This is a genomic window from Herbiconiux dendrobii, from assembly GCF_052048175.1.
Taxonomy (GTDB): Bacteria; Actinomycetota; Actinomycetes; order Actinomycetales; family Microbacteriaceae; genus Herbiconiux.
The window spans coordinates 429,494-451,647 of the sequence record NZ_JBLZQV010000003.1 but is presented as its reverse complement, the minus strand read 5'-3'; the positions used below and the strand labels follow the sequence as shown (position 1 = coordinate 451,647).

Annotated in this window: 20 protein-coding genes and 1 tRNA gene; 12 read left to right on the top strand and 9 right to left on the bottom strand. The window is 70.8% G+C overall.

Translation table 11 applies throughout. The annotated features are described in order from the left end of the window. Positions 1-50: 50 nt before the first annotated feature. Positions 51-638: a TetR/AcrR family transcriptional regulator gene (locus ACN4JJ_RS11110; protein ID WP_440709975.1), complete on the bottom strand. Its 588-nt coding sequence runs from the start codon at positions 636-638 to the stop codon at positions 51-53. A 108-nt stretch (positions 639-746) separates the two neighbouring features. On the opposite strand from ACN4JJ_RS11110, the gene ACN4JJ_RS11105 reads away from it, so the two are divergent. After that, positions 747-2,729, top strand: a complete 1,983-nt coding sequence (locus ACN4JJ_RS11105; RefSeq protein WP_440709974.1) for a cell wall-binding repeat-containing protein — start codon at positions 747-749, stop codon at positions 2,727-2,729. A gap of 365 nt (positions 2,730-3,094) precedes the next feature. On the opposite strand, the gene ACN4JJ_RS11100 is transcribed toward ACN4JJ_RS11105, so the two are convergent. Next, the gene (locus ACN4JJ_RS11100; RefSeq protein ID WP_440709973.1) at positions 3,095-4,195 is read right to left on the bottom strand and encodes an LLM class flavin-dependent oxidoreductase; all 1,101 of its coding nucleotides are present in this window, start codon (positions 4,193-4,195) and stop codon (positions 3,095-3,097) included. Positions 4,196-4,298: 103 nt separating this feature from the next. Between ACN4JJ_RS11100 and ACN4JJ_RS11095 the strand changes: the two genes are divergently transcribed. Together ACN4JJ_RS11095 and ACN4JJ_RS11090 are read left to right on the top strand one after the other, a co-directional pair. Beyond that, complete coding sequence (locus ACN4JJ_RS11095; RefSeq protein WP_440709972.1) at positions 4,299-8,066, top strand: AAA family ATPase; 3,768 nt, start codon at positions 4,299-4,301, stop codon at positions 8,064-8,066. Positions 8,067-8,110: 44 nt separating this feature from the next. Then, complete coding sequence (locus ACN4JJ_RS11090; RefSeq protein WP_440709971.1) at positions 8,111-8,314, top strand: hypothetical protein; 204 nt, start codon at positions 8,111-8,113, stop codon at positions 8,312-8,314. On the opposite strand, the gene mscL is transcribed toward ACN4JJ_RS11090, so the two are convergent. The 3 genes from mscL to ACN4JJ_RS11075 are packed head-to-tail and all read right to left on the bottom strand — an operon-like array spanning position 8,315 to position 9,714. Beyond that, entirely contained in the window at positions 8,315-8,776 is a 462-nt protein-coding gene (mscL, locus tag ACN4JJ_RS11085; RefSeq protein WP_440709970.1) for a large conductance mechanosensitive channel protein MscL, read from the bottom strand. It lies immediately after the preceding gene. Between the two features lie 10 nt (positions 8,777-8,786). Then, on the bottom strand, positions 8,787-9,116 hold the full coding sequence (locus ACN4JJ_RS11080) for an FmdB family zinc ribbon protein (RefSeq protein WP_440709969.1): 330 nt from the start codon (positions 9,114-9,116) through the stop codon (positions 8,787-8,789). Positions 9,117-9,135: 19 nt separating this feature from the next. Then, positions 9,136-9,714 (bottom strand): 5-formyltetrahydrofolate cyclo-ligase, encoded by a 579-nt coding sequence (locus ACN4JJ_RS11075; RefSeq protein WP_440709968.1) that lies wholly within the window; start codon positions 9,712-9,714, stop codon positions 9,136-9,138. Positions 9,715-9,799: 85 nt separating this feature from the next. Between ACN4JJ_RS11075 and galU the strand changes: the two genes are divergently transcribed. The 7 genes from galU (at position 9,800) to ACN4JJ_RS11040 (ending at position 15,969) form a co-directional block, all read left to right on the top strand. Next, positions 9,800-10,690, top strand: a complete 891-nt coding sequence (galU, locus tag ACN4JJ_RS11070) for a UTP--glucose-1-phosphate uridylyltransferase GalU (protein ID WP_440709967.1) — start codon at positions 9,800-9,802, stop codon at positions 10,688-10,690. Positions 10,691-10,735: 45 nt separating this feature from the next. Further along, complete coding sequence (locus ACN4JJ_RS11065) at positions 10,736-11,386, top strand: GNAT family N-acetyltransferase (protein ID WP_440709966.1); 651 nt, start codon at positions 10,736-10,738, stop codon at positions 11,384-11,386. 160 nt (positions 11,387-11,546) lie between these two features. Then, on the top strand, positions 11,547-12,560 hold the full coding sequence (locus ACN4JJ_RS11060) for a hypothetical protein (RefSeq protein ID WP_440709965.1): 1,014 nt from the start codon (positions 11,547-11,549) through the stop codon (positions 12,558-12,560). Between the two features lie 93 nt (positions 12,561-12,653). Beyond that, the gene (locus tag ACN4JJ_RS11055) at positions 12,654-12,920 is read left to right on the top strand and encodes a DUF7218 family protein (protein WP_440709964.1); all 267 of its coding nucleotides are present in this window, start codon (positions 12,654-12,656) and stop codon (positions 12,918-12,920) included. Between the two features lie 75 nt (positions 12,921-12,995). Then, on the top strand, positions 12,996-14,309 hold the full coding sequence (locus tag ACN4JJ_RS11050) for an acyltransferase family protein (RefSeq protein WP_440709963.1): 1,314 nt from the start codon (positions 12,996-12,998) through the stop codon (positions 14,307-14,309). A 157-nt stretch (positions 14,310-14,466) separates the two neighbouring features. Next, positions 14,467-14,542 (top strand) — tRNA-Ala (locus ACN4JJ_RS11045). A gap of 158 nt (positions 14,543-14,700) precedes the next feature. Further along, entirely contained in the window at positions 14,701-15,969 is a 1,269-nt protein-coding gene (locus ACN4JJ_RS11040; protein ID WP_440709962.1) for a cell wall-binding repeat-containing protein, read from the top strand. Between the two features lie 70 nt (positions 15,970-16,039). Here ACN4JJ_RS11040 and ACN4JJ_RS11035 read toward each other — a convergent pair whose 3' ends face one another. Continuing rightward, a complete protein-coding gene (locus tag ACN4JJ_RS11035) occupies positions 16,040-16,384 on the bottom strand; it encodes a hypothetical protein (RefSeq protein ID WP_440709961.1) in 345 nt (114 codons plus the stop codon). A gap of 88 nt (positions 16,385-16,472) precedes the next feature. Between ACN4JJ_RS11035 and ACN4JJ_RS11030 the strand changes: the two genes are divergently transcribed. Together ACN4JJ_RS11030 and pdxY are read left to right on the top strand one after the other, a co-directional pair. Further along, on the top strand, positions 16,473-17,237 hold the full coding sequence (locus ACN4JJ_RS11030; RefSeq protein WP_440709960.1) for an NUDIX hydrolase: 765 nt from the start codon (positions 16,473-16,475) through the stop codon (positions 17,235-17,237). Positions 17,238-17,406: 169 nt separating this feature from the next. Then, positions 17,407-18,258: a pyridoxal kinase PdxY gene (pdxY, locus tag ACN4JJ_RS11025; RefSeq protein ID WP_440709959.1), complete on the top strand. Its 852-nt coding sequence runs from the start codon at positions 17,407-17,409 to the stop codon at positions 18,256-18,258. Between the two features lie 76 nt (positions 18,259-18,334). Here the strand turns inward: pdxY and ACN4JJ_RS11020 are convergent, their stop codons facing one another. The 3 genes from ACN4JJ_RS11020 to ACN4JJ_RS11010 form a co-directional block, all read right to left on the bottom strand. Further along, positions 18,335-19,228: an Fpg/Nei family DNA glycosylase gene (locus tag ACN4JJ_RS11020; protein WP_440709958.1), complete on the bottom strand. Its 894-nt coding sequence runs from the start codon at positions 19,226-19,228 to the stop codon at positions 18,335-18,337. 63 nt (positions 19,229-19,291) lie between these two features. Continuing rightward, entirely contained in the window at positions 19,292-19,771 is a 480-nt protein-coding gene (locus ACN4JJ_RS11015; RefSeq protein WP_440709957.1) for a MarR family winged helix-turn-helix transcriptional regulator, read from the bottom strand. 136 nt (positions 19,772-19,907) lie between these two features. Continuing rightward, complete coding sequence (locus ACN4JJ_RS11010) at positions 19,908-22,085, bottom strand: glutamine synthetase III family protein (protein ID WP_440709956.1); 2,178 nt, start codon at positions 22,083-22,085, stop codon at positions 19,908-19,910. Positions 22,086-22,154 lie beyond the last annotated feature (69 nt).

Below are 22,154 nucleotides of genomic sequence, written 5' to 3'. Positions count from 1 at the left end.
GCGGGCGCGAAAGCGGGACGAAGTGCCGGGTCGGCGGTGCGGTGGGTGCGTCAGGGGGCGAGGAGGCGGCGGGCGGTCGCCACGAAGGCGGGGCGGGCCACCGCGGGGCCGTCGAGGGAGCAGCCGACGAGGGCGGCGTCGCGCAACAGCACCAGGGCGTCGGCGGCGGCCGTCGCATCCGGAACCGGTGTCTTCTCGAGCACCCGCGTCACCGTCTCGCGGAACCAGGCCCGGTGCCCGCGCACGATCCGGCGCACGGCGCTGTCGGGGTCGGGGTATTCGGCGGCGGCGTTGATGAAAGGGCAGCCGCGGGGGTGGGTGCCGGCGACGTCGTCGGCGACCCACTCGATCAGCTCGTCGGCCGACTCCGGATGCCGGGCCGCGAAACCGGCCCGGGCCAGCGCGTCTTCGCGTTCGAGGTAGGCGGCCACCAGTGCTTCTTTGCCGCTGAAGTGGCGGTACATCGTGGCGCGGGTCACGCCGGCCTCGGCGAGGAGGCGGTCCATACCGACCCGGTGGATGCCCTCGCGGTAGAACAGGTCGGAGGCCACACCGAGCAGCCGCTCGCGGGCCGGTGACGCTCTCACCACGGGCTCGACGACGAGGGCGGCGGATGCGGCGGCGGCGGTGGACGGCACCACTCCACCGTAACGGAACAATCGTTCTCCCCGGCCGGCCCGACATTCGTCGACAGGTGTTCATCTGATTCCGATCGAATCTCCGGGCCGTGGGGGTAGCATCGCCGGATGGCTGAGTCGAAGACGATCGGGCGGACCGGGTTGATCCGCAGTGCCGCAGCGGTGGCGATGGCGGGCGCGCTCGTCGCGGGGGTGCTGTTCGGGGGAGCGGCGGGGGCCTCGGCGGCCACGCCCGAGCCGACGCCGACGGCCGGTTCGACGCCCTCGACGGGCGCGGCTGCCTCGACGGCCGCGTCCGACCAGGGGACCTCGACTCCCGCATCGAATCGGTCGACTTCGACGACGCCCGCGACCGACCCGGCGGCGGCGACCCCCGTGGCCGACCCGGCGACCTCGACTCCCGCGCCCGAGCAGGAGCCCGCTTCAGAACCGGCCGAGTCCGCATCCGAACTCCCCGACCCGCACTTCGACCTCGAAGGCGTGGTCGTCACGAGCTTCCGCCCGGGCGACATCATCACCGACGGCAACATGTACGACGGCGGGGCGATGACCGCCGCCCAGGTGCAGGCCTTCCTCACCGCGCAGGCGCCCCCGTCGGAGTGCACGAACGGCAACTGCATCTCCGGCAAGACGTTCCCCTCGACCGGCCAACCGGCCAACGCGGAGTGCACCGCCTACGCCGGTGCCGCATCCGAGTCGGCCGCCTCGATCATCACGAAGGCCGGCAAGGCCTGCGGTGTGAGCCAGCGGGCGCTTCTCGTGCTGGTGCAGAAGGAGTCGCAGGTGGTGGATGCGACGGCTCCCACGAACGGCGCCTACGACGCCGCGACGGGCTACGAATGCCGCGACGACGGTACCCCGTGCGACCCCGCGTACAAGGGCTTCGCCAACCAGGTCTACAACGCGGCCCGTCAGCTGAAGAACTACCAGATCTCGCCGCGCTACCCGATCGGCAGCCCGTCGGCCATCCAGTACGCGCCCGGCACCGCCTGCGGAACAGGCAGCGTGACCATCAAGAACAAGGCCACGGCCGCCCTCTACGCCTACACGCCTTACACGCCGAACGCCGATGCACTCGACCCGGACAAGGGCCCGGATGCCTGCACCAGCTACGGCAACCTCAACTTCTGGGTGATCTACACCGACTGGTTCGGCTACCCGCACATCGACGTCGACCGCCTGCAGGGCGCCGACCGCTTCGCCGTCTCGGCCGCGATCGCCGAGGAGGCGTACCCGTCGGGCAGTTCGACGGTCTTCCTGGCGAACGGCGCGGGCTACGCCGACGCGCTCTCGGCCGGACCGGCCGCGGTCGAGAAGAGCGCGCCGCTGCTGCTGACGCAGGCCGACGCGCTCCCGGATGTCGTGGCATCCGCGATCACGGACGACACGAAGCTGGCGACCGTCGTGATCGTCGGCGGCCCGAACTCGGTCTCGCCGGCGGTCGAAGCGCAGCTCACGAGCCTCCGCCCCGGGGTCACGATCGTGCGCCTCGGCGGTGCCGATCGCTACGAGGTGTCGCGGAACGTGGCGGCGTACGCCTTCCCGAAGTCGGCGGGCGGCGCATCCGGAGCCTACGTCGCCACCGGAGCGAACTTCCCCGACGCCCTCAGTGCGAGCGGCGCCGGAGGTCACGCCGGCAAGCCGGTCGTGCTGGTGAACGGATCGGCCGGCACGATCGACCCCGACACCTCCGCGGCGCTGACGGCGCTCGGGGTGAAGAAGGTCACCGTGGCGGGTGGCCCGAACTCGGTGTCGTCGGGAGTGCTGGCCTCGCTCAAGTCGCAGTTCGGCTCCGCGAACGTGACGCGCATCTCGGGCGCCGACCGCTACGAGGCCTCGCTGAACATCAACCAGGACGCCTACGACACGAGCTCGCGGGTGTTCTTCGCCACCGGAGCGAACTTCCCGGATGCGCTGGCCGGCTCGGCGCTCGCCGGCTCGCTCGGCGCGCCGCTGATCGTGGTGCACGGCGACTGCGTGCCGCAGGCCGTGCGCCTCAGCCTCAACGGCTTCCAGGCCGACCGCGTCACCCTGCTCGGCGGCCCCGCCTCGCTCGACGCGAGCGTGCAGAGCCTGCGCAGCTGCGGCTGACCCACGCCCGCCCGTCCTGTCCGCCCGTCCCGTCCTGTCCTGTCCTGTCCGTCCCGTCCGCCCCGCCCGTCCGTCCCGTCCCGTCCGTCGCAGGCGATGACGCCGCGACTGCGGCCACTTGGCAGAAGTCGCCGCATGTCGCGGTCACTTGCCACAACTTGTGGCAAGTCGCAGTCAGGGCGCGCTCGGAGCCAGCGGCGACTTGGCAGAAGTCGCCGCTTTGCCTGGGGCGACTTGGCAGAAGTCGCCGCCTTCAGCGCCCACTTGCCACAACTTGTGGCAAGTCGCGGGTGGGCGGCGGGGACACGCGCGGGTGGGCGGAGGGGACGCGTGCGGGTGGGTGGCGGGGACGCGCGCGGTCGGGGTCAGGCGGCGAGCTCGGGGAAACGGGCGGCGAGCAGCTCGAGGGCGCGCTCACGGGAGGGGGTGGCGTCGAGCGGGTCGGCGTCGAAGGCGGCGCTCGCGGGCGACACCATCACCTCGTCGACCCCGTACTGCTCGGCGAGCGAACGGATGCGCCCCTCCACCGACTCCGCGGTGCCCATCAGCATGCGGCCGGACTGGTCGAGGATCGACTGCTGCTCAAGCTCCGTCAGCTCGACCGCGCGGGCCTGCTCCACCGTCATCTGCGGGGTGAGTGCGCCCCCGGTGCGGAGCCTCGCCATCATGATCAGCTGCGGCAGCGCGAGCAGCTGCGCGAGCTCGTCGCTCTCGGCCACCGAGATGTTCACCGTGAGCAGCGTCTTCGGGGCCTCCAGCGCCACCGAGGGCTGGAAGCGGCTGCGGTACAGCGCGAGCGCCTGATCGATGCCCGACTGCCCGAAGTGGTTGGCGTACACGAACGGCATGCCGAGCGAGGCCGCCAGCGCGGCGCTGTAGTCGCTCGAGCCGAGCAGCCACACCTCGGGGGCGGTCGACACGTTCGGGGTGGCTTTCAGTTCGTAGGCGCGGCCGCGGATGTTCAGTGCCACGGCGGGCTGGTCGTCGCCGTAGGCGAAGGGCTCCTCGGTGGCGGCGCGGTCGGATCCGAGCAGCGCGGCGACCGTCTCGACATCGGTGGGGAAGCTCGCGGCCGGGTCGGCATCCGTCGTGGCGCGCTGGCCGCGCAGCATGTAGGCGGTCACCGGATCCGAACCGGGAGCGCGTCCGAGCCCCAGGTCGATGCGGCCCGGGTGCATGGCCTCCAGCAGCGCGAACTGCTCGGCCACGGCCAGCGGCGCGTGGTTCGGCAGCATCACCCCGCCGGATCCCAGACGGATGCGCGACGTCTGGGCGGCGAAGTGCGCGATCAGCGTCGACGGCGACGTGGAGGCCACGGCCGGCATGTTGTGGTGCTCGGCCACCCAGTAGCGGGTGAAGCCGAGCCGCTCGGCGGTGCGCACGAGCGACAGCCCGGCGGCCACCGCCTGTCCGGAGTTCTGGCCGGAGCGGACGGGAATGAGGTCGAGAACCGAAAGAGCAGTCATGTCACCAGGTGCAGCGCGCGGGACGGCCTGAGTATTCCGCTGAATACGCGAAACTCGCGCGGATTGCCGGGGAATCGCGCAGATGCGCACGTACTGTGGCAGCGTGTGGCGCGCCGATAAGAAACGAGACGCGGACGAGACGTCGTCCGCAGCGGACTCCGTCGAGGCCGCCTGGGGCCGGGGCGGTCAGTCCGGCAACAGCCCGATCGGGCAGGTCTACTCCACGGAGAGCCTGGTCGAACCCACCCGCGATCAGTGGCGCGACGAGATCGCCGCGCTCGGCGGCGAGTCCCCGCTTCTGCACTTCGACGACTCCCCGCGGTCGCGCATCGAGCTGAGCACGACGCATCCCGGCGGCCTCGCCCAGTTCATCACCGGCAACTCCACGCTGCTCTCCAGCCTGATCCGCGACGAGCTCGCACTGCGCAACGCCCGCCTCGCCGCCGGTGCCATCACCGACAAGGGCGTCGAGCTGCGCTCGGTGCGCGGCATCGACTCCGTGCAGCTGGCCATCGGTCTGGCGGAGTGGCGGCGCGACGACGAGGGCGTCACCACCACCTTCCGCGCCCCGGTGCTGCTGCGCCCCATCTCGGTGCGCCGCTACGGCCGGGACTTCGAGCTCAAGCTGCGCGGCGCACCGTTCGTGAACCCCGAGCTGGTGCGTGCCCTGCAGGACCAGTTCCACATCACCCTCGACCGCGACAGCCTCGTGGCGCTCGCCGCCTCGAACGGCGTCTTCAAGCCGCAGCCGGTCATCGACCGCCTGCGCAGTCTCACCTCGCACCTGGCCTGGTTCCAGGTGCAGCCGCGCCTGGTGGTCTCCTCGTTCGCCGACGTCGCCTCCGGGATGCTGGCCGACAGCACCGAGCTGGCGCATCCGGTGCTCGACGCCCTCGCCGGCAACCTCACCTCGCGCCGCGCCGTGCAAGACGGCTACCAACCCGTCGACCCCTCGCCGCAAGACCACCGCGCCCCCGCCACCGACACGCTGCTGCTCGACGCCGACAGCGAGCAGGAGAACGTGATCGCGCAGATCGCGGGCGGCAACTCCCTCGTGGTGAAGACCCTTCCCGGCACCGGCGGCACGCAGACGATCGTGAACGCCATCGGCGCCCTGGTGGGCCAGAACAAGCGCGTGCTCGTGGTGAGCCCGCGTCGCCTCAGCCTCGGCGGCATCAACCGGCGGCTCTCGGATGTGGGGCTCCCTGGCGTGGCCGTCTCCCCGCGCACCCTGCGTCGCGACCTCATCCAGTCGATCGGCCGCAACGAGAAGGCCGCACAGCCCCGCGTCGCCGACGTCGACGAGGCACTCGTGCGCCTGCGCAGCGTGCTGCTCGATTACCGCACCTCGATGTCGCGGGTCGATCCCGTTCTCAAGGTCTCGGTGCTCGACGCCCTGCGCGAGCTCGCCCGCCTGGCGCTCGTGCCCAACCCGCCGTCGACCACCGCCCGGCTCGACCGCTCGGCATTGGAGTCGCTCGCCTCCGGCCGCGCCAAGGCCGCCAAGGCGCTCAGCCGCGCCGCCGAGCTCGGCCAGTTCCGCTACGGGCCCGACGACTCGCCCTGGTACGGCGCCCAGTTCTCCTCCAGCGACGACGCGCACCGCGCCCACCAGCTCGCCAAGCGCCTGGACAAGACCGACCTCCCGCGCCTGCTCACCGGCGCGTATGAGCTCATCGGCCAGACCCGGATGCGCCCGTTCACCTCGCTGAACGAGCTCGGCACCTACTTGCGCCTGCTCGCCGACCTGCGCGAGACGCTCGACAAGTTCCTGCCGGTGGTCTTCGACCGCTCGCTCACCGACCTGATCGCGGCCACCAGCCCGCGCCGCGACGCCCCGCAGATGTCGTCGACCTCGCGCCGCCGCCTCAAGGCGCTGGCCAAGGAGTACGTGCGCCCCGGCGTGCACATCGGCGACATCAACGAGGCGCTGCGCCGCATCCAGCAGCAGCGCACGCTCTGGTACCGCTTCGCCGCCGCCGGCATCCCGCCGGAGATCCCGGTCGGCATCAACGACGTGCAGATCGCGTTCCAGCGGGTCACCGAAGACCTCGCGCAGCTCGACCTGCCGCTCGGCAGCGTCGGCACCGCGCGCCAGCTCGCGGCTCTGCCGATCGATCAGCTGATCGGCCTGGTCGAGGGCCTCGCCGCCGACTCCGAGGTGCTCGCCAACCTGCAGGAGCGCACGGCCCTGCTCGACTCGCTGCACGAGCACTCGCTTGATCCGCTGCTCGTCGACCTCTCGCAGCGGCACGTGCCCGAGGCCGGCGTCGCCGACGAGCTCGAGCTCGCCTGGTGGCAGTCGGTGCTCGAGTTGATGCTCGCGAACGACCGGGCCCTGCTCGGCGCCAACACGGGCGTGCTCGACCGGCTCGAGGGCGACTTCCGGCTCGTCGACGAGGCGCACGCCTCGATGAACGGGCAGCTGCTCGCGTGGCAGCTCGCCGAGACCTGGAGCGTCGGGCTGCTCGACAACCCGATGGAGGCCGCCGCGCTCAAGGCGCTGCTGCGCTCCGACGCCGTCGACTCCTACCGCCTGCACGAGGCCGCCCCCCGCCTGGGCAAGGTGCTCGCGCCGGTGTGGCTGGCCTCGCCGTACGAGGTCGCCCAGATCACGGATGCGGTGACGTTCGACACGGTCATCCTGGTCGACGCCGGCGCCACCACGCTCGCCGAGAACGTGGGCGCCATCCGCCGGGCCCGCCAGGTGGTCGCCTTCGGCGACCCGGTGACGCAGACCCCCTCGCACTTCGAGATCGCCATCCGCCCGTTCGACGACTCGCGCACCCGCACCGCGATGGACGCCGCATCCGTCGACGAGCTGCACACCGATTCGGCCCTGGCCCGCCTGGCCGACCTCGTGCCCACGCTCTCGCTCACCCGCAGCTACCGGGCCGGCGGCGAAGACCTCGCCGAGCTGGTGAACCACCGTTTCTACGGCGGCAAGATCGACTCCCTGCCCTGGGCCGGAACCTACCTCGGCCACGGCAGCCTCGCGCTGCACTACGTGGAGGGGCGCGGCGGCATGCCCGACTCCGAGTCGGGGGCCGTGGAATCCGTCGACGCCGAGGTGGAGCGCGTGGTCTCGCTCGTACTCGACCACGCCATCAACTACCCGCGCGAGTCGCTGATGGTGATCACCGCCTCGCCCAAACACGCCGTGCGCGTGCAGCAGGCCGTGCTGGCCGCCTTCGCCAAGCGCAGCGACCTGGCCGACTTCGTGCTCAAGGAGCGCGCCGAGCCGTTCATGGTGGCCACCCTCGAGCAGTCGGTGGCGCAGAGCCGCGACCGGGTGATCTTCTCGGTCGGCTACGGCAAGACCGCCCACGGCCGTGTTCTGACGAACTTCGGCGGGCTCGCGAAGCCCGGCGGAGAGCGCCTGCTGGCGGTCGGGATGACCCGGGCCCGCCGCTCGATGGACATCGTGAGCTGCTTCAACCCCTCCGACATCGACGAGGACCGGATGAACTTCGGTGTCGTCGCCCTGCGCCAGATCCTGCAGGAGGCCGAGAACGGGCCGACGCCCGACACCTTCTCCTCGCCCGGAGACGCGCTGCTGATCGACCTCGCGCGACGGCTCGGCGCCCGCGGCCTAGACGTGGCCTTCGAGCACCGGGGCAAGCTCACGCTGGTGGCCGCTCACGACGGACGGGCGATCGCGATCGAGACGGATGCCGTGGTGCACTCCACCTCGCTCCGCGAATCGCTGCGGCTGCGGCCCGACATGCTGCGCCGCCTCGGCTGGCACTACCTGCGGGTGCACTCGTTCGAGCTGTTCGCGAACCCGGAGGCCGTGGCCGCCCGCATCGCCAACGTGATCGGCGTGCGCGAGCTGTCGCTCGTGGAGACCCAGCCGATCGTGCGGGTGTAGCGGATCCGACCCTCGCAGTGCACCCGCTGTTCTAGGCTTTTGACATGACCGTCAAGAAGACGGGACCCCGTCGTGCCTCGACCGCGCCGGTGCCCGGCAGCGATCCCGCCCCGCAGGCGCTCCCCGCGCGCGACCCCGTGAAGGCCGCCGAAGACCGCGACGAGTCCTGGGGCGGCCGTCCGGCCCCGAAAGGATCTTCAGGGCCGAACGACGACCGCCTGCGACAGGATGTCCCGCCGCACTGGTAGTCAGTGCTTGGGGGTGTGCGGCTCGGTGGGGAGGGTCTCGCCGGCGGCCTCGGCGCGCTGCACGGCGAGCAGGTCGCGGATCTGGATGAGCAGCTCGGTCTCGGTGGGCGGCAGCTCTTCGTTCTTTTCCTCGAGCGACTCGGCCGGGGTCTTCTTGATCGCGAAGGCGACCTTCTTGAGGTGGTTGATCGGCACCACGAAGACGAAGTAGACCACGATCGCCACCAGCAGGAACTGGATGACCGCGCCCAGCACCGCACCGAACTTCAGCTGGGCGTCGCCGAGCTGCACCACGGCCACGTTGTCGAGACTGTCGGACTGGAAGATCGCGCTGATCAGCGGGTTGAACACGCTGTTCACGATCGAGTTGACGACCGCGGTGAACGCGGCTCCGATGACGACCGCGACGGCCAGGTCGATGACGTTCCCGCGGAGGATGAACTCCTTGAATCCCTTGATCATGGGATAAAGCCTATGCGGAGGCCGGCTTCGAGGTCGAAGGCGCGGCGGACGGCGTCGCCGCGGGGGCCGAAGAGGACGAGCCGGACGACGACGAGCCGGACGAGGACGACGACCCGGACGAGCTCGACGAGCTGCCCGATCCGGAGTCTCCCGACGAGCTCTTCGCCCGCGAGTCGGTGCGGTAGAAGCCCGATCCGTTGAACGTCACGCCCACGGGGCTGAACACCTTGCGCAGCTTGCCGCCGCAGACGGGGCATTCGGTGAGCGTGGAGTCGGTGAACGCCTGCTGGATGTCGAAGGCGTTGTCGCACTCCGTGCAGCGGTAAGAGTATGTGGGCACAGTTCGTCTTTCGAGAGGATCAGAAGCGCAGGATGCGTGTGGGGGTGACGGCCCCGTCGATCGGGGCGTCGTGCACCTCACGGGGCACCTCGTCAAGGATCTCATCATCGAAGACCACCGCGTACACGGGCGGGCACTTCTCCATCGAGCCGAGCGTGCGGTCGAAGTAGCCGCGGCCCCAGCCCATGCGGGTGCCGTGCGCATCCACGGCCGAGGCGGGGATGAGGATGAGGTCGGCGTCGTTGATCGCGATCGGGCCGAGGATGCCGCCGACCGGCTCGGGAAGCCCGTACAGGCCCTCGGTCTCGGTCTCGCCGTCGCCCTCGGCCCAGTCGAGCAGACCGTCCTGCCGGGCGATGGGCAGCAGCACGCGGCGGCCGTCGGTCAGGGCCCAGTTGAGGAAGGGCCGGGTGTTGGGCTCGAAGGAGGTGGAGAGGTACGCCGAGATGGTGCGGGCATCCGTCTGGGTGGCCAGCGCGATCAGGTTGGCCGTGAAGCCCTCGTTCGCCTTGTCGACCACGTGGGCGGGGCGCGTGCGCCGCCGCTCGCGGAGCTCGGCGCGCAGGGCGCGCTTCTCGTTCGTCGCGTCGGTGGCCATGCGTGCAATTGTAGGCGCGCGAAGATGACGGCGGTGTTTCGTGCGGCCCCTATGAGAAAGGCCGAACATGTATACGCTAAAGCGCATGGGTAACCCGTTGAGTAAAGCAGTGATTCCGGCGGCCGGGCTTGGGACTCGGTTCCTTCCGGCCACGAAGGCGATGCCGAAGGAGATGCTGCCGGTCGTCGACAAACCGGCCATCCAGTACGTGGTCGAAGAGGCGGTGGATGCCGGTCTCAACGACGTGCTGGTGGTCACGGGCCGCAACAAGGCGGCGATCGAGAACCACTTCGACCGCGTGTACGAGCTCGAGTCGACGCTGGAGCAAAAGGGCAAGGGCGAGATGCTCAAGGTCGTGAACGAGTCGACCGCACTGGCCGAGATGCACTACGTGCGTCAGGGCGATCCGCTGGGCCTCGGCCACGCGGTGCTGCGTTCGCGGATGCACGTGGGGCACGAGCCCTTCGCGGTGCTGCTCGGCGACGACATCATCGACGCCCGCGACCCGCTGCTGAAGCGGATGCTCGAGGTGGAGCAGGCGCGCAGCGCCACGATCATCGCGCTGATGGAGGTCGACCCCTCGATGACGCACCTGTACGGTGTGGCATCCGTAGAGCCCACCGACGAGGCCGACGTGGTGAAGGTGACGGGCCTCGTGGAGAAGCCCGAGGAGGGCACGGCCCCCTCGAACCTGGCCGTGATCGGCCGCTACGTGCTGCAGCCCGAGGTGTTCGAGATACTCGAGAACACGCCCCCCGGCAAGGGCAACGAGATCCAGCTGACGGATGCGCTGCTCACGCTCGCGGCCGACGACTCGATCGCGAACGGCGTCTACGGCGTGGTGTTCGACGGCCGCCGCTACGACACCGGCGACAAGCTCGACTACATCAAGGCGATCGTGCAGCTGGCCAGCGACCGCAGGGACCTCGGTCCCGACCTGCGGCCGTGGCTGAAGGACTTCGTCGCGGGGTTGTGAGACGGTCTTTGAGCGTTTCCGCCGCAGAGCGGTAGTGTTCGAGAAATGTTCGTTCCGACTCTCTCCGATGGCCCGTTCACGGTGCGGCCGATCCGCGTGCGCGACGCCAAGCCGCTCGAGCGCGAGCTGATCGAGAACCGGCCGTGGCTGCGCAAGTGGGAGGCGACCAACCCGCAGGGGCCGATGTCGTTCGACACCCGGGCGAGCATCCGTTCCCTGCAGGCCAATGCGCGGGCCGGGCTCGGGCTGCCGTTCATCCTCGAGTACGACGGTGAGCTGGCCGGGCAACTGAACGTGTCGTCGATCAGCTACGGATCGGTGGCCTCGGCCTCGATCGGCTACTGGGTGTCGGAGCGGTTCGCGGGCAAGAACATTACGCCGACGGGGGTGGCGCTGGCCGCCGACTACTGCTTCTTCTCGGTGGGGCTGCACCGGATCGAGATCTGCATCCGCCCCGAGAACGGGCCGAGCCTGCGCGTGGTGGAGAAGCTCGGGTTCCGCTACGAGGGGCTGCGGCGGCGGTTCATCCACATCAACGGCGACTGGCGCGACCACTTCTGCTTCGCCCTCGTGCGCGAGGAACTGCCGGTCGGCGTGCTGCGCCGCTGGCAGGAGGGCCGCGTGCCCGTGGGGCAGGGCAGTGTGCCCGAGGCCGATCGCGCCGCCGCCGAGCACCCCATCCCCACCAGGCCCTGAGCTGCGCCGCCCCGGCGTCTCCCTGACTCGCCTCGACCGGCCGCCATTCGCCTCGACCGGCGGCCATCCGGTTCGGGTGGCGGCCATTCGGGGCAAGTCCGCGGGAGACACGCGCTCCGGGCGCACGGGCGTGGGCGGGATGCGGCCCTACCGTTGAGGCATGACTACGGAATGGCTCGGCGGAGGGTTCATGATCGCCCTCGCGGCGGTGCTGTGGCTCGTGTACCTCGTGCCCTCGTGGTTCAAGAGCCGGCAGTACCTCGCCACCGAGCGCAACGCCGTGCGGCTGCAGCAGACGCTGCGCATCCTGGCCGAGACGGCCGAGATGCCCGACGAGGTGCGGGTCGAGGCGAACGCCCGCAGCATCGCCGAGCAGGAGCGCATCCTGAAGCACCGCGCCGTCGAGCGCGAGCTCGAGGCCATCCCCTCGGCCGTGCGCACCGCCGACCGCCTGCGCCGAACCCGCGCCGTGATGGCCGGAGTGCTCGCGCTGTCGCTCGCCGTCGCCGTGCTGGGGGGCATGCAGGCCGCCTACACCGGCGCCTGGATCATCCTCATCGGCGGCGTCATCGCCTCCGGTGTGAGCCTCGCGGTGCTCGTGCGGCTCGCCCGCGCCGGCCGCCACCTGCGGCTGCCGCGCCCCGAGGGCGTGCGCGTCGCACCGGCGTTCGTCGATCACGCGGTGGGCGGGCATCCGGTGGCCGTGCTCGACGCGACAGCCGACGCTGACGCCTCCGAAGACGTGCAGGACGAGGATCTCGAGGGCGACGGATCGGCGGGGGCGGGCTGGGTGCCGGTCGTGGTGCCCCGGCCGCTGTACCTCGACCGCGCATCCCACGCGCCGCTGGGACTGCCCGACAGCGTGACCGCCGTCGGGGACGACGCGGGTGCGGCGGCCGAGCCCGCCGGCGCGGCGGCCGCAGTCACCCCTGCTGCCGCCGAACCCGTGGCCTCCGTCGAGCGCGAGGAGCTGCTGCGCGCTGCGGCCGAAGCCGAAGAGGCGCTGCGGCTGCGGCTGAAGGCGGAGCACGAGACGGTCGCCGAGCTGCCTGCTGCTCCCGTCGCCGCTCCGCCCGCGCCGCCCTCGCGGTTCGCCCGGATGGGGATCGTCGAGGGCGACACGAGCTCGCACCTCGACCTCGACGCCGTGCTCGCGCGGCGCCGCGCCGGCTGAGCCGCCCGCCCTCACGCCCGCCCGCGATCGGTGCCCTCGCGGCCCGTTGCCGCCGCTCTTCCGCGGGCGTAGCGTGCCCGGCAAGGAGGAACCATGCCGGAGAACAGCACGCCCCAGTTGAAGGATCCCGAGCTCTACCAGAAGCTCCGCGACGAGGGCGACTCGAAGCAGAAGGCGGCCCGCATCTCGAACGCGGCGGCGGCCCGCGGGCGCAAGGCCCTGGGCCGGAAGGGCGGGGAGTCCGGTTCGTATGAGGACTGGACCGTGCCCGAACTCAAGAAGCGTGCCAAGGAGCTCGGCCTCACCGGCTACTCGAAGAAGACCAAGGCGCAGCTGGTGCAAGCGCTCCGCGATTCGTGAGACGCGTCTGCGGGCGCATCCGTCGTGTATGCCGCGTGCCGCATACGACGCCGCTCGTCGTCCTAGGATGACTGCATGAGCGACGACGCGCGGCTCCGGACCGCACCTCCGGCGAGCAAGGCCTCGCGGAGCGGTTCGTCGATCGACCTCTCCAAGCGCGACCTGACGCTCGACCTCGCCCGCGTCTTCTGCGTGCTCCTCGTGGTGGTCATCCACTTGCTGATGGTGGGTGTTGGCCTCGGTGCGGATGGCGCAGTCGTCGTGTCGCGACCCCTGGAGGCGCAGTGGTGGTTCGCCCCCGTCACCTGGGTGGGCCAGATCATGCCGCTGTTCTTCGTGGTGGGCGGCTTCGCGTCGATCACCGCGTGGCGCAGCACCGTGCGCCGCGGCGGAACGGCCGCCGGGTACGTTCGCAACCGCGTGCTGAGGCTGGCCCAGCCGGCCTTCCCGCTGTTCCTCTTCTACGCGGTGGTGATCGGTGGGGCGCAGCTGATCGGCATCGACCCCGAGCTGGTTCGCCTCGCGGTGGTGGGCGCCGCCTCGCCGCTGTGGTTCCTCGCCGCCTACATGCTCTGCCAGGCCCTGGTGCCGCTGATGGTCGGCTGGCACCTGCGCGCGCCCCGGGCGACGCTGCTCCTGCTGCTCGCCGGGGCCGTGGTGGTCGACGCCGTGCGCTTCTCGACCGGGATCGACGCGATCGGCCTGGCCAACCTGTTCTTCGTCTGGCTGCTCGTGCAGCAGCTCGGCTTCTGGTACGCCGACGGATGGTTCGCCGCACGCCGCTGGTGGGCTCTCGTGCTGATCGCCGTCGTGGCCTACGCCAGCCTCGTGCCGATGACGGCCGTCGGGCCGTACGCCGACGACATGCTCACGAACCTCAATCCGCCCACGCTGCCGCTGGTCGCGCTCGCGGTGGCCCAGGCGAGCATCCTGTGCCTGTTGCGCCCGGCTCTGGCGAAGCTGATGAACACGCACGCGGCGCGCGCCTTCGTGTTTTTGATGGGCACCCGGCTGATGACGATCTACCTGTGGCATCTGCCGGTGATCCTGCTGGTGTCGGGGGCGGCGCTGCTGATCCCCGGGGCCAGCCCGGAGCCGGCGAGCCTCTGGTGGTGGTGGACGCGGCCGCTGATGTTCGTGATCGTGATGGCCGCGGTGTTCGGCCTGTCGTTCCTCGTGGGGCGCTGGGAGGCGCCGCGGGAGGTGGGGGAGACGCCGCCGACGCCGGTCGTGGCCGTGGCGACCGCGCTGGCGTTCATCCCGCCGTTCGCGGTGATGGAGTTCTTCATGGACCTCCCGATCGCGATCGTCGGCAGCGTGCTGCTGGGCGTCGCCATCCTGATGCTCGGGCGCGGGCGGGTGGCATCCGGAGCCCCTCCGCTCCGGTGAGCCGCGAACCACCGCGCCGAGTGCACGGCAGTCCGGGGACACCCCGGTGCGTGACGTGGACGGCGGCAGGCCGACGCTCGATGGCCCCACGCGGAGCCGGTTCGCATTCGGACGCGGTTTCGTCGTAGACTTTCGGGGTTGTCGTTTCGACGTCAGCGGGGCTATGGCGCAGTTGGTAGCGCGTCTCGTTCGCAATGAGAAGGTCCGGGGTTCGAATCCCCGTAGCTCCACCACCACGAAACCCCCGGATCGCTGATCCGGGGGTTTTTCGCGTTCTGCCTCCGGTGTGTGCTGTCCGTGCCGCACCGCAGATGTCGCCGGAGTGCTCTAGGCTCGCGTCAGTTACTTGCGCCGGGACATCATGACCCGGCCCGTTCTCATGGGGGGAATCGTGCACCATCGATCCATCGCGGGCTCGCCCGTCGAATCACGCCAGACCGAATCACGCCAGACCGCATCAGACCAGACCGGATCGCGCCAGACCGCGTCAGGCCAGACCGGCACGGCCGGTCGCGCACCACGGCGCCGCGCGGCGGCACTGGCCATCACCGCGGCCATCGCCGTCTCGCTGATCGGGGCGCCGCTCGCGGCCCACGCCGAGACCGCGCCGGCCCCGACGCCGTCGGGCGTCAGTCGGACGGATTCGCCGGTCACCGGGGGCGCACCGGCATCCGGTGACCCGTCGCTGCAGAAGGCGGGCGACAAGACCTACAAGGTCTACCAGTACGGTGGCGCGGATCGCTACGAGGTGGCCGTCAACGTCACGCTCGACAGCGTCGGCGACGTGGTGCCGGTGCTCTACATCGCCAGTGGTCAGAACTACCCCGACGCGTTGAGCGCCGGGCCGGCCGCAGCCCACCAGGGCGGCGCGCTGCTGCTCGTCACGCGGGACAGCATCCCCGAGGTCACCCGGCAGGCGATCCTGCAGCTCCAGCCGCAGAAGATCGTCGTGGTGGGCGGTGTCAACACGATCTCGGCCGGTGTGTACGACCAGCTCGCGGCGCTCCAGCCCTCGATCGTGCGCCTGGCCGGCGCCGACCGCTACGAGGTGTCGCGTGCCGTCGTCGACTACGCCTTCTGCGGCACCCTTCCGGGTTCCGAGGCCACCGAGTGCGCCGGTGACTCGGACGACATCTTCCTCGCGACGGGCAGCAACTACCCCGACGCGCTCGCCGCCGGCCCCGCGGCCGCGCACCTGGACGCCGCCGTGCTGCTCGTGCACGGCACCTCGTCGTCGCTGGATGACCCGACCAAGAGCCTGCTGCATCGCGTTCGCGCCTCATCCGGCCACATCGCCGGCGGCCCGAACTCGGTGAGCGACGGCATCGAGAACGACCTCCGCTCGACGATCGGCTTCGCCGTGCGCTACGCGGGTGCCGACCGGTTCGACGTCGCCGTCAACATGAACTACGACGTGTTCCGCGGCAAGGTGACGGACGTCTTCGTCGCATCCGGCTACGTGTTCCCCGACGCCCTCTCGGCCGGACCCGCCGCCGCGGTCTACGGAGCGCCGCTCTACCTGGTGCGCCCGTACTGCTACCCCGGACCGGTGGCCGACGCCATCTTCCAGAGCTACCTCGACCCCGACAACCTCGACCTCATGGGTGGCCCGAACACCATCGGTGACGGCGTGTTCCCGAACCCGCGGTACTGCGACTGACCCTGGGCGCCCGGCGGTGGCGGGAAGGTGTCTTCCTTCGAGCGCCGCGCCGCCGCCGGGCGCGGCCGGGTCAGACCGGGTAGTCCTCGGGGTAGTAGTCGGCGGTCTCGTCGTCGGGGATGACCACGGCCGTCGCTGTGGGGGTCTGCTTCTTGAGCATCTCTTCGAGACGGGCGGCGTCGGCCGAGAAGTCGGGCTCCTCGCCGTCCCAGTCCTGCGGCACCGACAGCACGTCGTTGCCGACCCCGATGACCAGTTCGGCGGTGCGCGGACCCTCGCCGCTCTCGGGCACGATCGGGATCTCGACGGCTTGCGCCTTGCCCCGGTCGGCCAGGGCCGCGGTGAGGTCGATCAGGTGTTCGGCGACATCATCGGTGGTGAAGAGGGTGCCACCGGCATAGGTAATGCAACGCATGCGTCCATCGTGCACTGATGTGACCTTCTCGGCACGGGTCGGTTGCGCGTTCTGACAGGGTGCAGGCGCGTTCTGACAGGGTGGAGGGATGAGCGAGACGAACCCTGCCGTTCCGCGGGCCGCGGTGACGGTGCTGCTCGTGCGGCGGCATCCGCTGTCCGTGCTCATGGTGGAGCGCGGCTCGGTGGGGGTGTTTCCGGGAGCGCTGGTGTTCCCGGGCGGGGTGGTGGATGCGGCGGATGCCGGCGAGGAGTGGCTCGATGTCGTCGACGTGCCCGAGGGGCTTGGGGCGGACGTCGCGGAGCGCGCTCGTCGCGTGGCCGCCGCCCGCGAGCTGTGGGAGGAGACGCACCGGCTGCTCGGCCACGGTGCAGAGGCCGCCGCGCGACCGGATGCCGTCGGCGTCGGGTTCGGCGCCGGCGACGGGCTGCTCGAGGTGCTGCGCGCCACGGGCCTGCGGATCGACCTCGGGTTGCTGCATCCGTTGTCCCGCTGGCTGACACCGGAGGTGCAGCCCAAGCGATTCGACACCTGGTTCTACGCCGCCGAGGCTCCGGATGCCGCAGGCGAGGACGCGGGCCAGGCCGCCGAGGTGGTCGACGGCGTCGAGATCCTGGGCGCGCAGTGGCTCGAGCCGCGCGAGGTGCTCACCGGGCTCGCCGACGGGGGCCCGCACGTGATGCTCCCGACGCGCGCGCACCTGGCGCGTCTCGAGGCTGCCGACGGCGACTGGGCGGCCTGGTCGGCGGCGTTCCGCGCCGACCCGCGCGTCGTGATGCCCACCGTGCAAGGCGGTGGCGCCTCGGCCCGCCCGGCACTCGACCCCGCCGAGGGCTACCCGCCGCTCGACTGAGCCGCTTTCCGCCCTGCGTCCCGCGCTACCGCCTGCCCGCGCTCCGTCGAGATGCGTGGCGCGGCGCTCATGGCGGCGCGCGGTGCCAGGCACACCCCGTGACGCCGGATGACCTGCGCGCGGTGCGTCGAGTGACACCGGGTGGTTCCAAACCTGCGAGAGTAAAGGGATGAAGATCCTCTCGATCCAGTCGGCGGTGGCGTACGGCCACGTCGGCAACTCGGCAGCCGTGTTCCCCCTCCAGCGCATCGGGGTGGAGGTGCTGCCGGTGTACACGGTCAACTTCTCCAACCACACGGGGTACGGGTCGTGGCGGGGGCCGCTGATCTCGCCCGACGACGTCCGCGCGGTCATCACGGGCATCGAGGAGCGGGGCGTGTTCCCCCAGATCGACGTCGTGCTCTCGGGCTACCAGGGCGGCGCGGGCATCGGCGACGTCATCATCGACGCCGTGCAGCGCGTGAAGGCGGCGAACCCCTCGGCCATCTACTCGTGCGATCCCGTGATGGGCAACGCGAAGTCGGGCTGCTTCGTGGCGCCGGAGATCCCCGTGCTGCTGCGCGAGCGCGTGGTTCCCGTGGCCGACATCATCACGCCGAACCAGTTCGAGCTCGGCTTCCTCACCGAGACCGAGCCGGGCGATCTCGACTCGACCCTCGCATCCGTCGACCTGGCCCGCGCGATGGGCCCGTCGACCGTGCTGGTGACCAGCGTCGAGCGCCCCGACCGCGAGCCCGACACCGTCGAGATGCTCGCCGTCGACTCGGCCGGCGCGTGGATCGTGCAGACCCCGCAGCTGCCGATCAAGGCCAACGGATCGGGCGACGTGACCGCCGGGCTGTTCACCGCCCACTACCGGGCGACGGGTGACGCGAAACTGGCACTGGAGCGCACGGCCTCGAGCATCTTCGACCTCATCGACGCCACCCTCGCCTCGGGCGAGCGCGAGCTGCGCCTGGTGGAGTCGCAGGAGTTCTACGCCCACCCCCGCATGCAGTTCACCGCCCGCCGCGTGCGCTGACGCGGCCTCCCGCAAGGCCGACGGGGCCGCGTGCTCGCACGCCGATCCGCCGCTGCGGCGCGCGGGCGGGTCGCGGCTACTTGAGCAGACGGGAGAGCACGCGGTCGGCCAGCGGCTTGCCGCCGGTCTGGCAGGTGGGGCAGTACTGCAGGCTGGAGTCGGCGTAGGTGACCTGGCGCACGGTGTCGCCGCACACGGGGCACGCCTCGCCGGTGCGGCCGTGCACCTGCAGGCCCGACTTCTTCTCGCGCTTCAGCTCCGAGGCGGCCAGGCCGTCGGCGCGCTCGATCGCGCCGCGCAGGGTCGACTGCATCGCCGCATAGAGGGCGGATGTCTCCTCCGCGGTCATCGCGGCGGGCTTGAACGGGGACATCCGGGCGGTGTGCAGGATCTCGTCGGAGTACGCGTTGCCGATCCCCGCGATCACCGACTGGTTGCGCAGCACGCCCTTGATCTGCGCGCGGCCCGCACCGGCCAGGATGCCGGCGAACACCTCTTCGGTGAAGGCGTCGTCGAGCGGATCGGGCCCCAGCCGCGCGATGCCCGGCACCTCGGCCACATCCCGCACCAGGTACAGCGCGAGGCTCTTCTTGGTGCCGGCCTCGGTGATGTCGAGCCCCGAGCCGGCCGGGCCGAGCCCGTCGTCGGCCAGCACCAGTCGTGCGGCTAGCGGCCCCTTGCCGGGCCGCCCGCTCGGCGGCGGGGGCGGACCCTCGCGCCACCGGATCCAGCCCGCCCGCGCGAGGTGCAGTACCAGGTGCACGGCGGCATCCGGAGCACCCACCGTGAAGTCGAGGAACTTGCCATGCCTCGAGACGCTCGCGATCCGCTGCCCGGCCAGCGCCGTGGGTGTGGGTTCGAAGGTCTTGAGCGCCGCGAACGACACCACCTCGAAGCGCTCGATGGTGCGCCCGCCGAGCCGCGCCCCGAGATCGCTCACGAGGGCGTGCACTTCGGGCAGCTCAGGCATGCCCCCATCCTGCCCCTCACCCCCGACACCCACCACCCGCCGCGCACCGGCGAACGGGAAGGGTCAGGGGAGGACGCGGAGGGTGTTCTCGGGGTCGAGCTTCTGCAGCAGGGTGGCCATGATGCCGTCGAGCTGGCTGACCTGCTCGTCGGTGAGGAGGTCGATCACGTGCGAGCGCACGGTGTCGACGTGGCCGGGCGCCGTGGCCACGACCTTGTCCCAGCCCGCCTCGGTGAGGTGCGCGTTCGTGGCGCGGCGGTCACCCGGGCAGGGCAGCCGCTCGACGTAGCCGCGCGCCTCGAGGCGGCTCACGACGTGCGAGAGGCGGGGGAGCGTGGAGTTCGTGGTGGCGGCCAGGGCGGTCATCCGCAGCACCCGATCCGGGCTCTCGGAGAGCTTCGCGAGCACGAGGTACTCGAAGTGCGTCAGCGCCGCATCCCGCTGCAGCTGCGAGTCGAGCACGGCCGGCAGCAGCTCGACGACGGCCTCGAGCCGGATCCACGCCCGCAACTGTTCGGCGCTCAGCCAGCGGGGTGCATCCATGCCCCAATCCTAAGCACTTGTCGAGACAACCAACCCCCGCCACAACGACGTCGACCCGTCACTTCGTCCCCCTTTGAGCCAGGGATAACGGTACGAAGTGACGGGTCGGCGAGGTGGGGCGGGTGGTGGGGCGCTGCTACAGCACGTAGAGCATCTCCTGGTAGGTGGGCAGGGGCCAGATGTCGTCGGAGACGAGCTCCTCCAGGGCGTCGGATGCGGCCCGCACGGCCGACATCGCCGGCAGCAGGGCGTCGCGCGCGTGCTCCGCCTCGGCCAGGGCCTGGTGCCCCACCTCCGCCGCGAGCGCGGAGCGCAGGGCGGCGAGTGCGCCGCGCAGTTCGCCGATCGGCGACGACACCTCCTCCAGCGGCGCCAGATCGGCCTCGACCCCGGCCGCCTTGAGCGCGGCGATGTTCGTCGCCACCTCCGTCTGGTGACGCACGGCCGCCGGCAGGATCTGCGTCGCGCCCATCTCGAGCGTCAGCCTCGCCTCCACGCCGATCGTCAGCGCGTACTGTTCGAGCCCGATCTCGTACCGCGAGTGCATCTCGCGCTCGTTGAACACCTTGTACTTCGCGAAGAGCTCGAGGGCGGCCGGCGTGATCAGCTCGGGCAGAGCATCCAGCGTCGTCTTGAGGTTCGCGAGCCCGCGCTTCTCGGCCTCCACGGGCCAGGCATCCGCGTATCCGTCGCCGTTGAACACGACGACGCCGTGCTCGGTGATGATCTCGGTCAGGAGGGCCTGCACCGCGGAGTCGAAGTCGGTGCCCTCGGCGACGGATGCCTCCAGCGTGGTCGCCACGTAGTCGAGGGAGTCGGCCATGATCGTGTTGATCGTGACCATCGGGCCCGAGACGGTCTGCATCGACCCGGGCGCACGGAACTCGAAGCGGTTGCCGGTGAAGGCGAACGGGCTGGTGCGGTTGCGGTCGCCCGGGTCGGTCGGCAGCACGGGCAGCGTGTCGACGCCGATCGTCATGTGCCCCTTGCCCTTGGACGAGGTGGCGGGGCCGGAGGCGATCTGCTCGAAGATGTCGGCCAGCTGGTCGCCGAGGAAGATCGAGATGATCGCCGGGGGAGCCTCGTTGGCGCCCAGCCGGTGGTCGTTGGTGGCGGAGGCGACGGAGGCCCGCAGCAGCCCCGCGTACGTGTGCACGGCCCGGATGACCGCGGCGCAGAACACCAGGAACTGCGCATTGTCGTGCGGGGTGTCGCCCGGCACCAGCAGCGAGCCGAGCTCGGAGTTGCCGAGCGAGAAGTTGACGTGCTTGCCCGATCCGTTGACCCCGGCGAAGGGCTTCTCGTGGAACAGGATCTCCATGCCGTGCTTCTTGGCGATGGTCTTGAACGTCGTCATCAAGAGCTGCTGGTGGTCGGCCGCGATGTTGCCGCGCTCGAACATCGGCGCGATCTCGAACTGGCCGGGGGCCACCTCGTTGTGCCGTGTCTTCGCGGGGATGCCGAGCTTGAACAGCTCGCGCTCGGTGTCCATCATGAAGCCGAGCACGCGCTCGGGGATGGCGCCGAAGTAGTGGTCGTCGAACTCCTGGCCCTTGGGCGGCTTCGCGCCGAAGAGCGTGCGGCCCGCGTTCATCAGGTCGGGACGGGCGAGGAAGAAGTGCCGGTCGACCAGGAAGTACTCCTGCTCGGGCCCGCAGAAGGAGACGACCTTCTTGGTGTCGGTGTGGCCGAACAGCTTCAGGATGCGCTCGGCGTGCTCGCCCATCGCCTGCTGCGAGCGCAGCAGCGGGGTCTTGTGGTCGAGCGCCTCGCCGGTCATCGACACGAAGACGGTGGGGATGCAGAGGGTGTTGCCGTTCGGGTTCTCGAGCACGTAGGCGGGGCTCGTGACGTCCCAGCCGGTGTAGCCGCGGGCCTCGAAGGTGTTGCGCAGGCCGCCGTTGGGAAAGCTGGAGGCGTCGGGCTCGCCCTGCACGAGGGTCTTGCCGGCGAACTCGGCGAGAGCGGATCCGTCGCCGGTGGGCTCGAAGAAGCTGTCGTGCTTCTCGGCGGTGAGACCGGTCAGCGGGTAGAAGACGTGTGCGTAGTGGGTGGCACCCTTCTCCAGGGCCCAGTCCTTCATGGCGCTGGCCACGGCATCCGCCACCAGCGGGTCGAGCGTGGCGCCGTGCTCGATGGTGGACATCACCGACTTGTACACCGACTTCGGCAGACGCTTCTGCATCACGGCCTGGTTGAACACGTTCGTGCCGAACACGGATCCGGGTGCTTCGGACTCGTCGAAGCTGTGGGCCGGGGGCACGTAGGCCTCCACGTCGCGCATCGCCTGCAGTCGGGCCTTGTTTCCACTCATGGGTCTTCTCCCTCGTCGCGGCGCTGGGTGACCGCGCTGACGACGGACGCCGCTCAGGGCTCACCCTAG

Excerpts from the sequence above, each read along its gene's own strand:
- ACN4JJ_RS11105 (WP_440709974.1), top strand. The coding sequence starts at position 747 with ATGGCTGAGTCGAAGACGATCGGGCGGACCGGGTTGATCCGCAGTGCC.
- ACN4JJ_RS11100 (WP_440709973.1), bottom strand. The coding sequence starts at position 4,195 with ATGACTGCTCTTTCGGTTCTCGACCTCATTCCCGTCCGCTCCGGCCAG.
- ACN4JJ_RS11090 (WP_440709971.1), top strand. The coding sequence starts at position 8,111 with ATGACCGTCAAGAAGACGGGACCCCGTCGTGCCTCGACCGCGCCGGTG.
- mscL (WP_440709970.1), bottom strand. The coding sequence starts at position 8,776 with ATGATCAAGGGATTCAAGGAGTTCATCCTCCGCGGGAACGTCATCGAC.
- ACN4JJ_RS11075 (WP_440709968.1), bottom strand. The coding sequence starts at position 9,714 with ATGGCCACCGACGCGACGAACGAGAAGCGCGCCCTGCGCGCCGAGCTC.
- galU (WP_440709967.1), top strand. The coding sequence starts at position 9,800 with ATGGGTAACCCGTTGAGTAAAGCAGTGATTCCGGCGGCCGGGCTTGGG.
- ACN4JJ_RS11065 (WP_440709966.1), top strand. The coding sequence starts at position 10,736 with ATGTTCGTTCCGACTCTCTCCGATGGCCCGTTCACGGTGCGGCCGATC.
- ACN4JJ_RS11060 (WP_440709965.1), top strand. The coding sequence starts at position 11,547 with ATGACTACGGAATGGCTCGGCGGAGGGTTCATGATCGCCCTCGCGGCG.
- ACN4JJ_RS11055 (WP_440709964.1), top strand. The coding sequence starts at position 12,654 with ATGCCGGAGAACAGCACGCCCCAGTTGAAGGATCCCGAGCTCTACCAG.
- ACN4JJ_RS11050 (WP_440709963.1), top strand. The coding sequence starts at position 12,996 with ATGAGCGACGACGCGCGGCTCCGGACCGCACCTCCGGCGAGCAAGGCC.
- ACN4JJ_RS11035 (WP_440709961.1), bottom strand. The coding sequence starts at position 16,384 with ATGCGTTGCATTACCTATGCCGGTGGCACCCTCTTCACCACCGATGAT.
- ACN4JJ_RS11030 (WP_440709960.1), top strand. The coding sequence starts at position 16,473 with ATGAGCGAGACGAACCCTGCCGTTCCGCGGGCCGCGGTGACGGTGCTG.
- pdxY (WP_440709959.1), top strand. The coding sequence starts at position 17,407 with ATGAAGATCCTCTCGATCCAGTCGGCGGTGGCGTACGGCCACGTCGGC.
- ACN4JJ_RS11020 (WP_440709958.1), bottom strand. The coding sequence starts at position 19,228 with ATGCCTGAGCTGCCCGAAGTGCACGCCCTCGTGAGCGATCTCGGGGCG.
- ACN4JJ_RS11015 (WP_440709957.1), bottom strand. The coding sequence starts at position 19,771 with ATGGATGCACCCCGCTGGCTGAGCGCCGAACAGTTGCGGGCGTGGATC.
- ACN4JJ_RS11010 (WP_440709956.1), bottom strand. The coding sequence starts at position 22,085 with ATGAGTGGAAACAAGGCCCGACTGCAGGCGATGCGCGACGTGGAGGCC.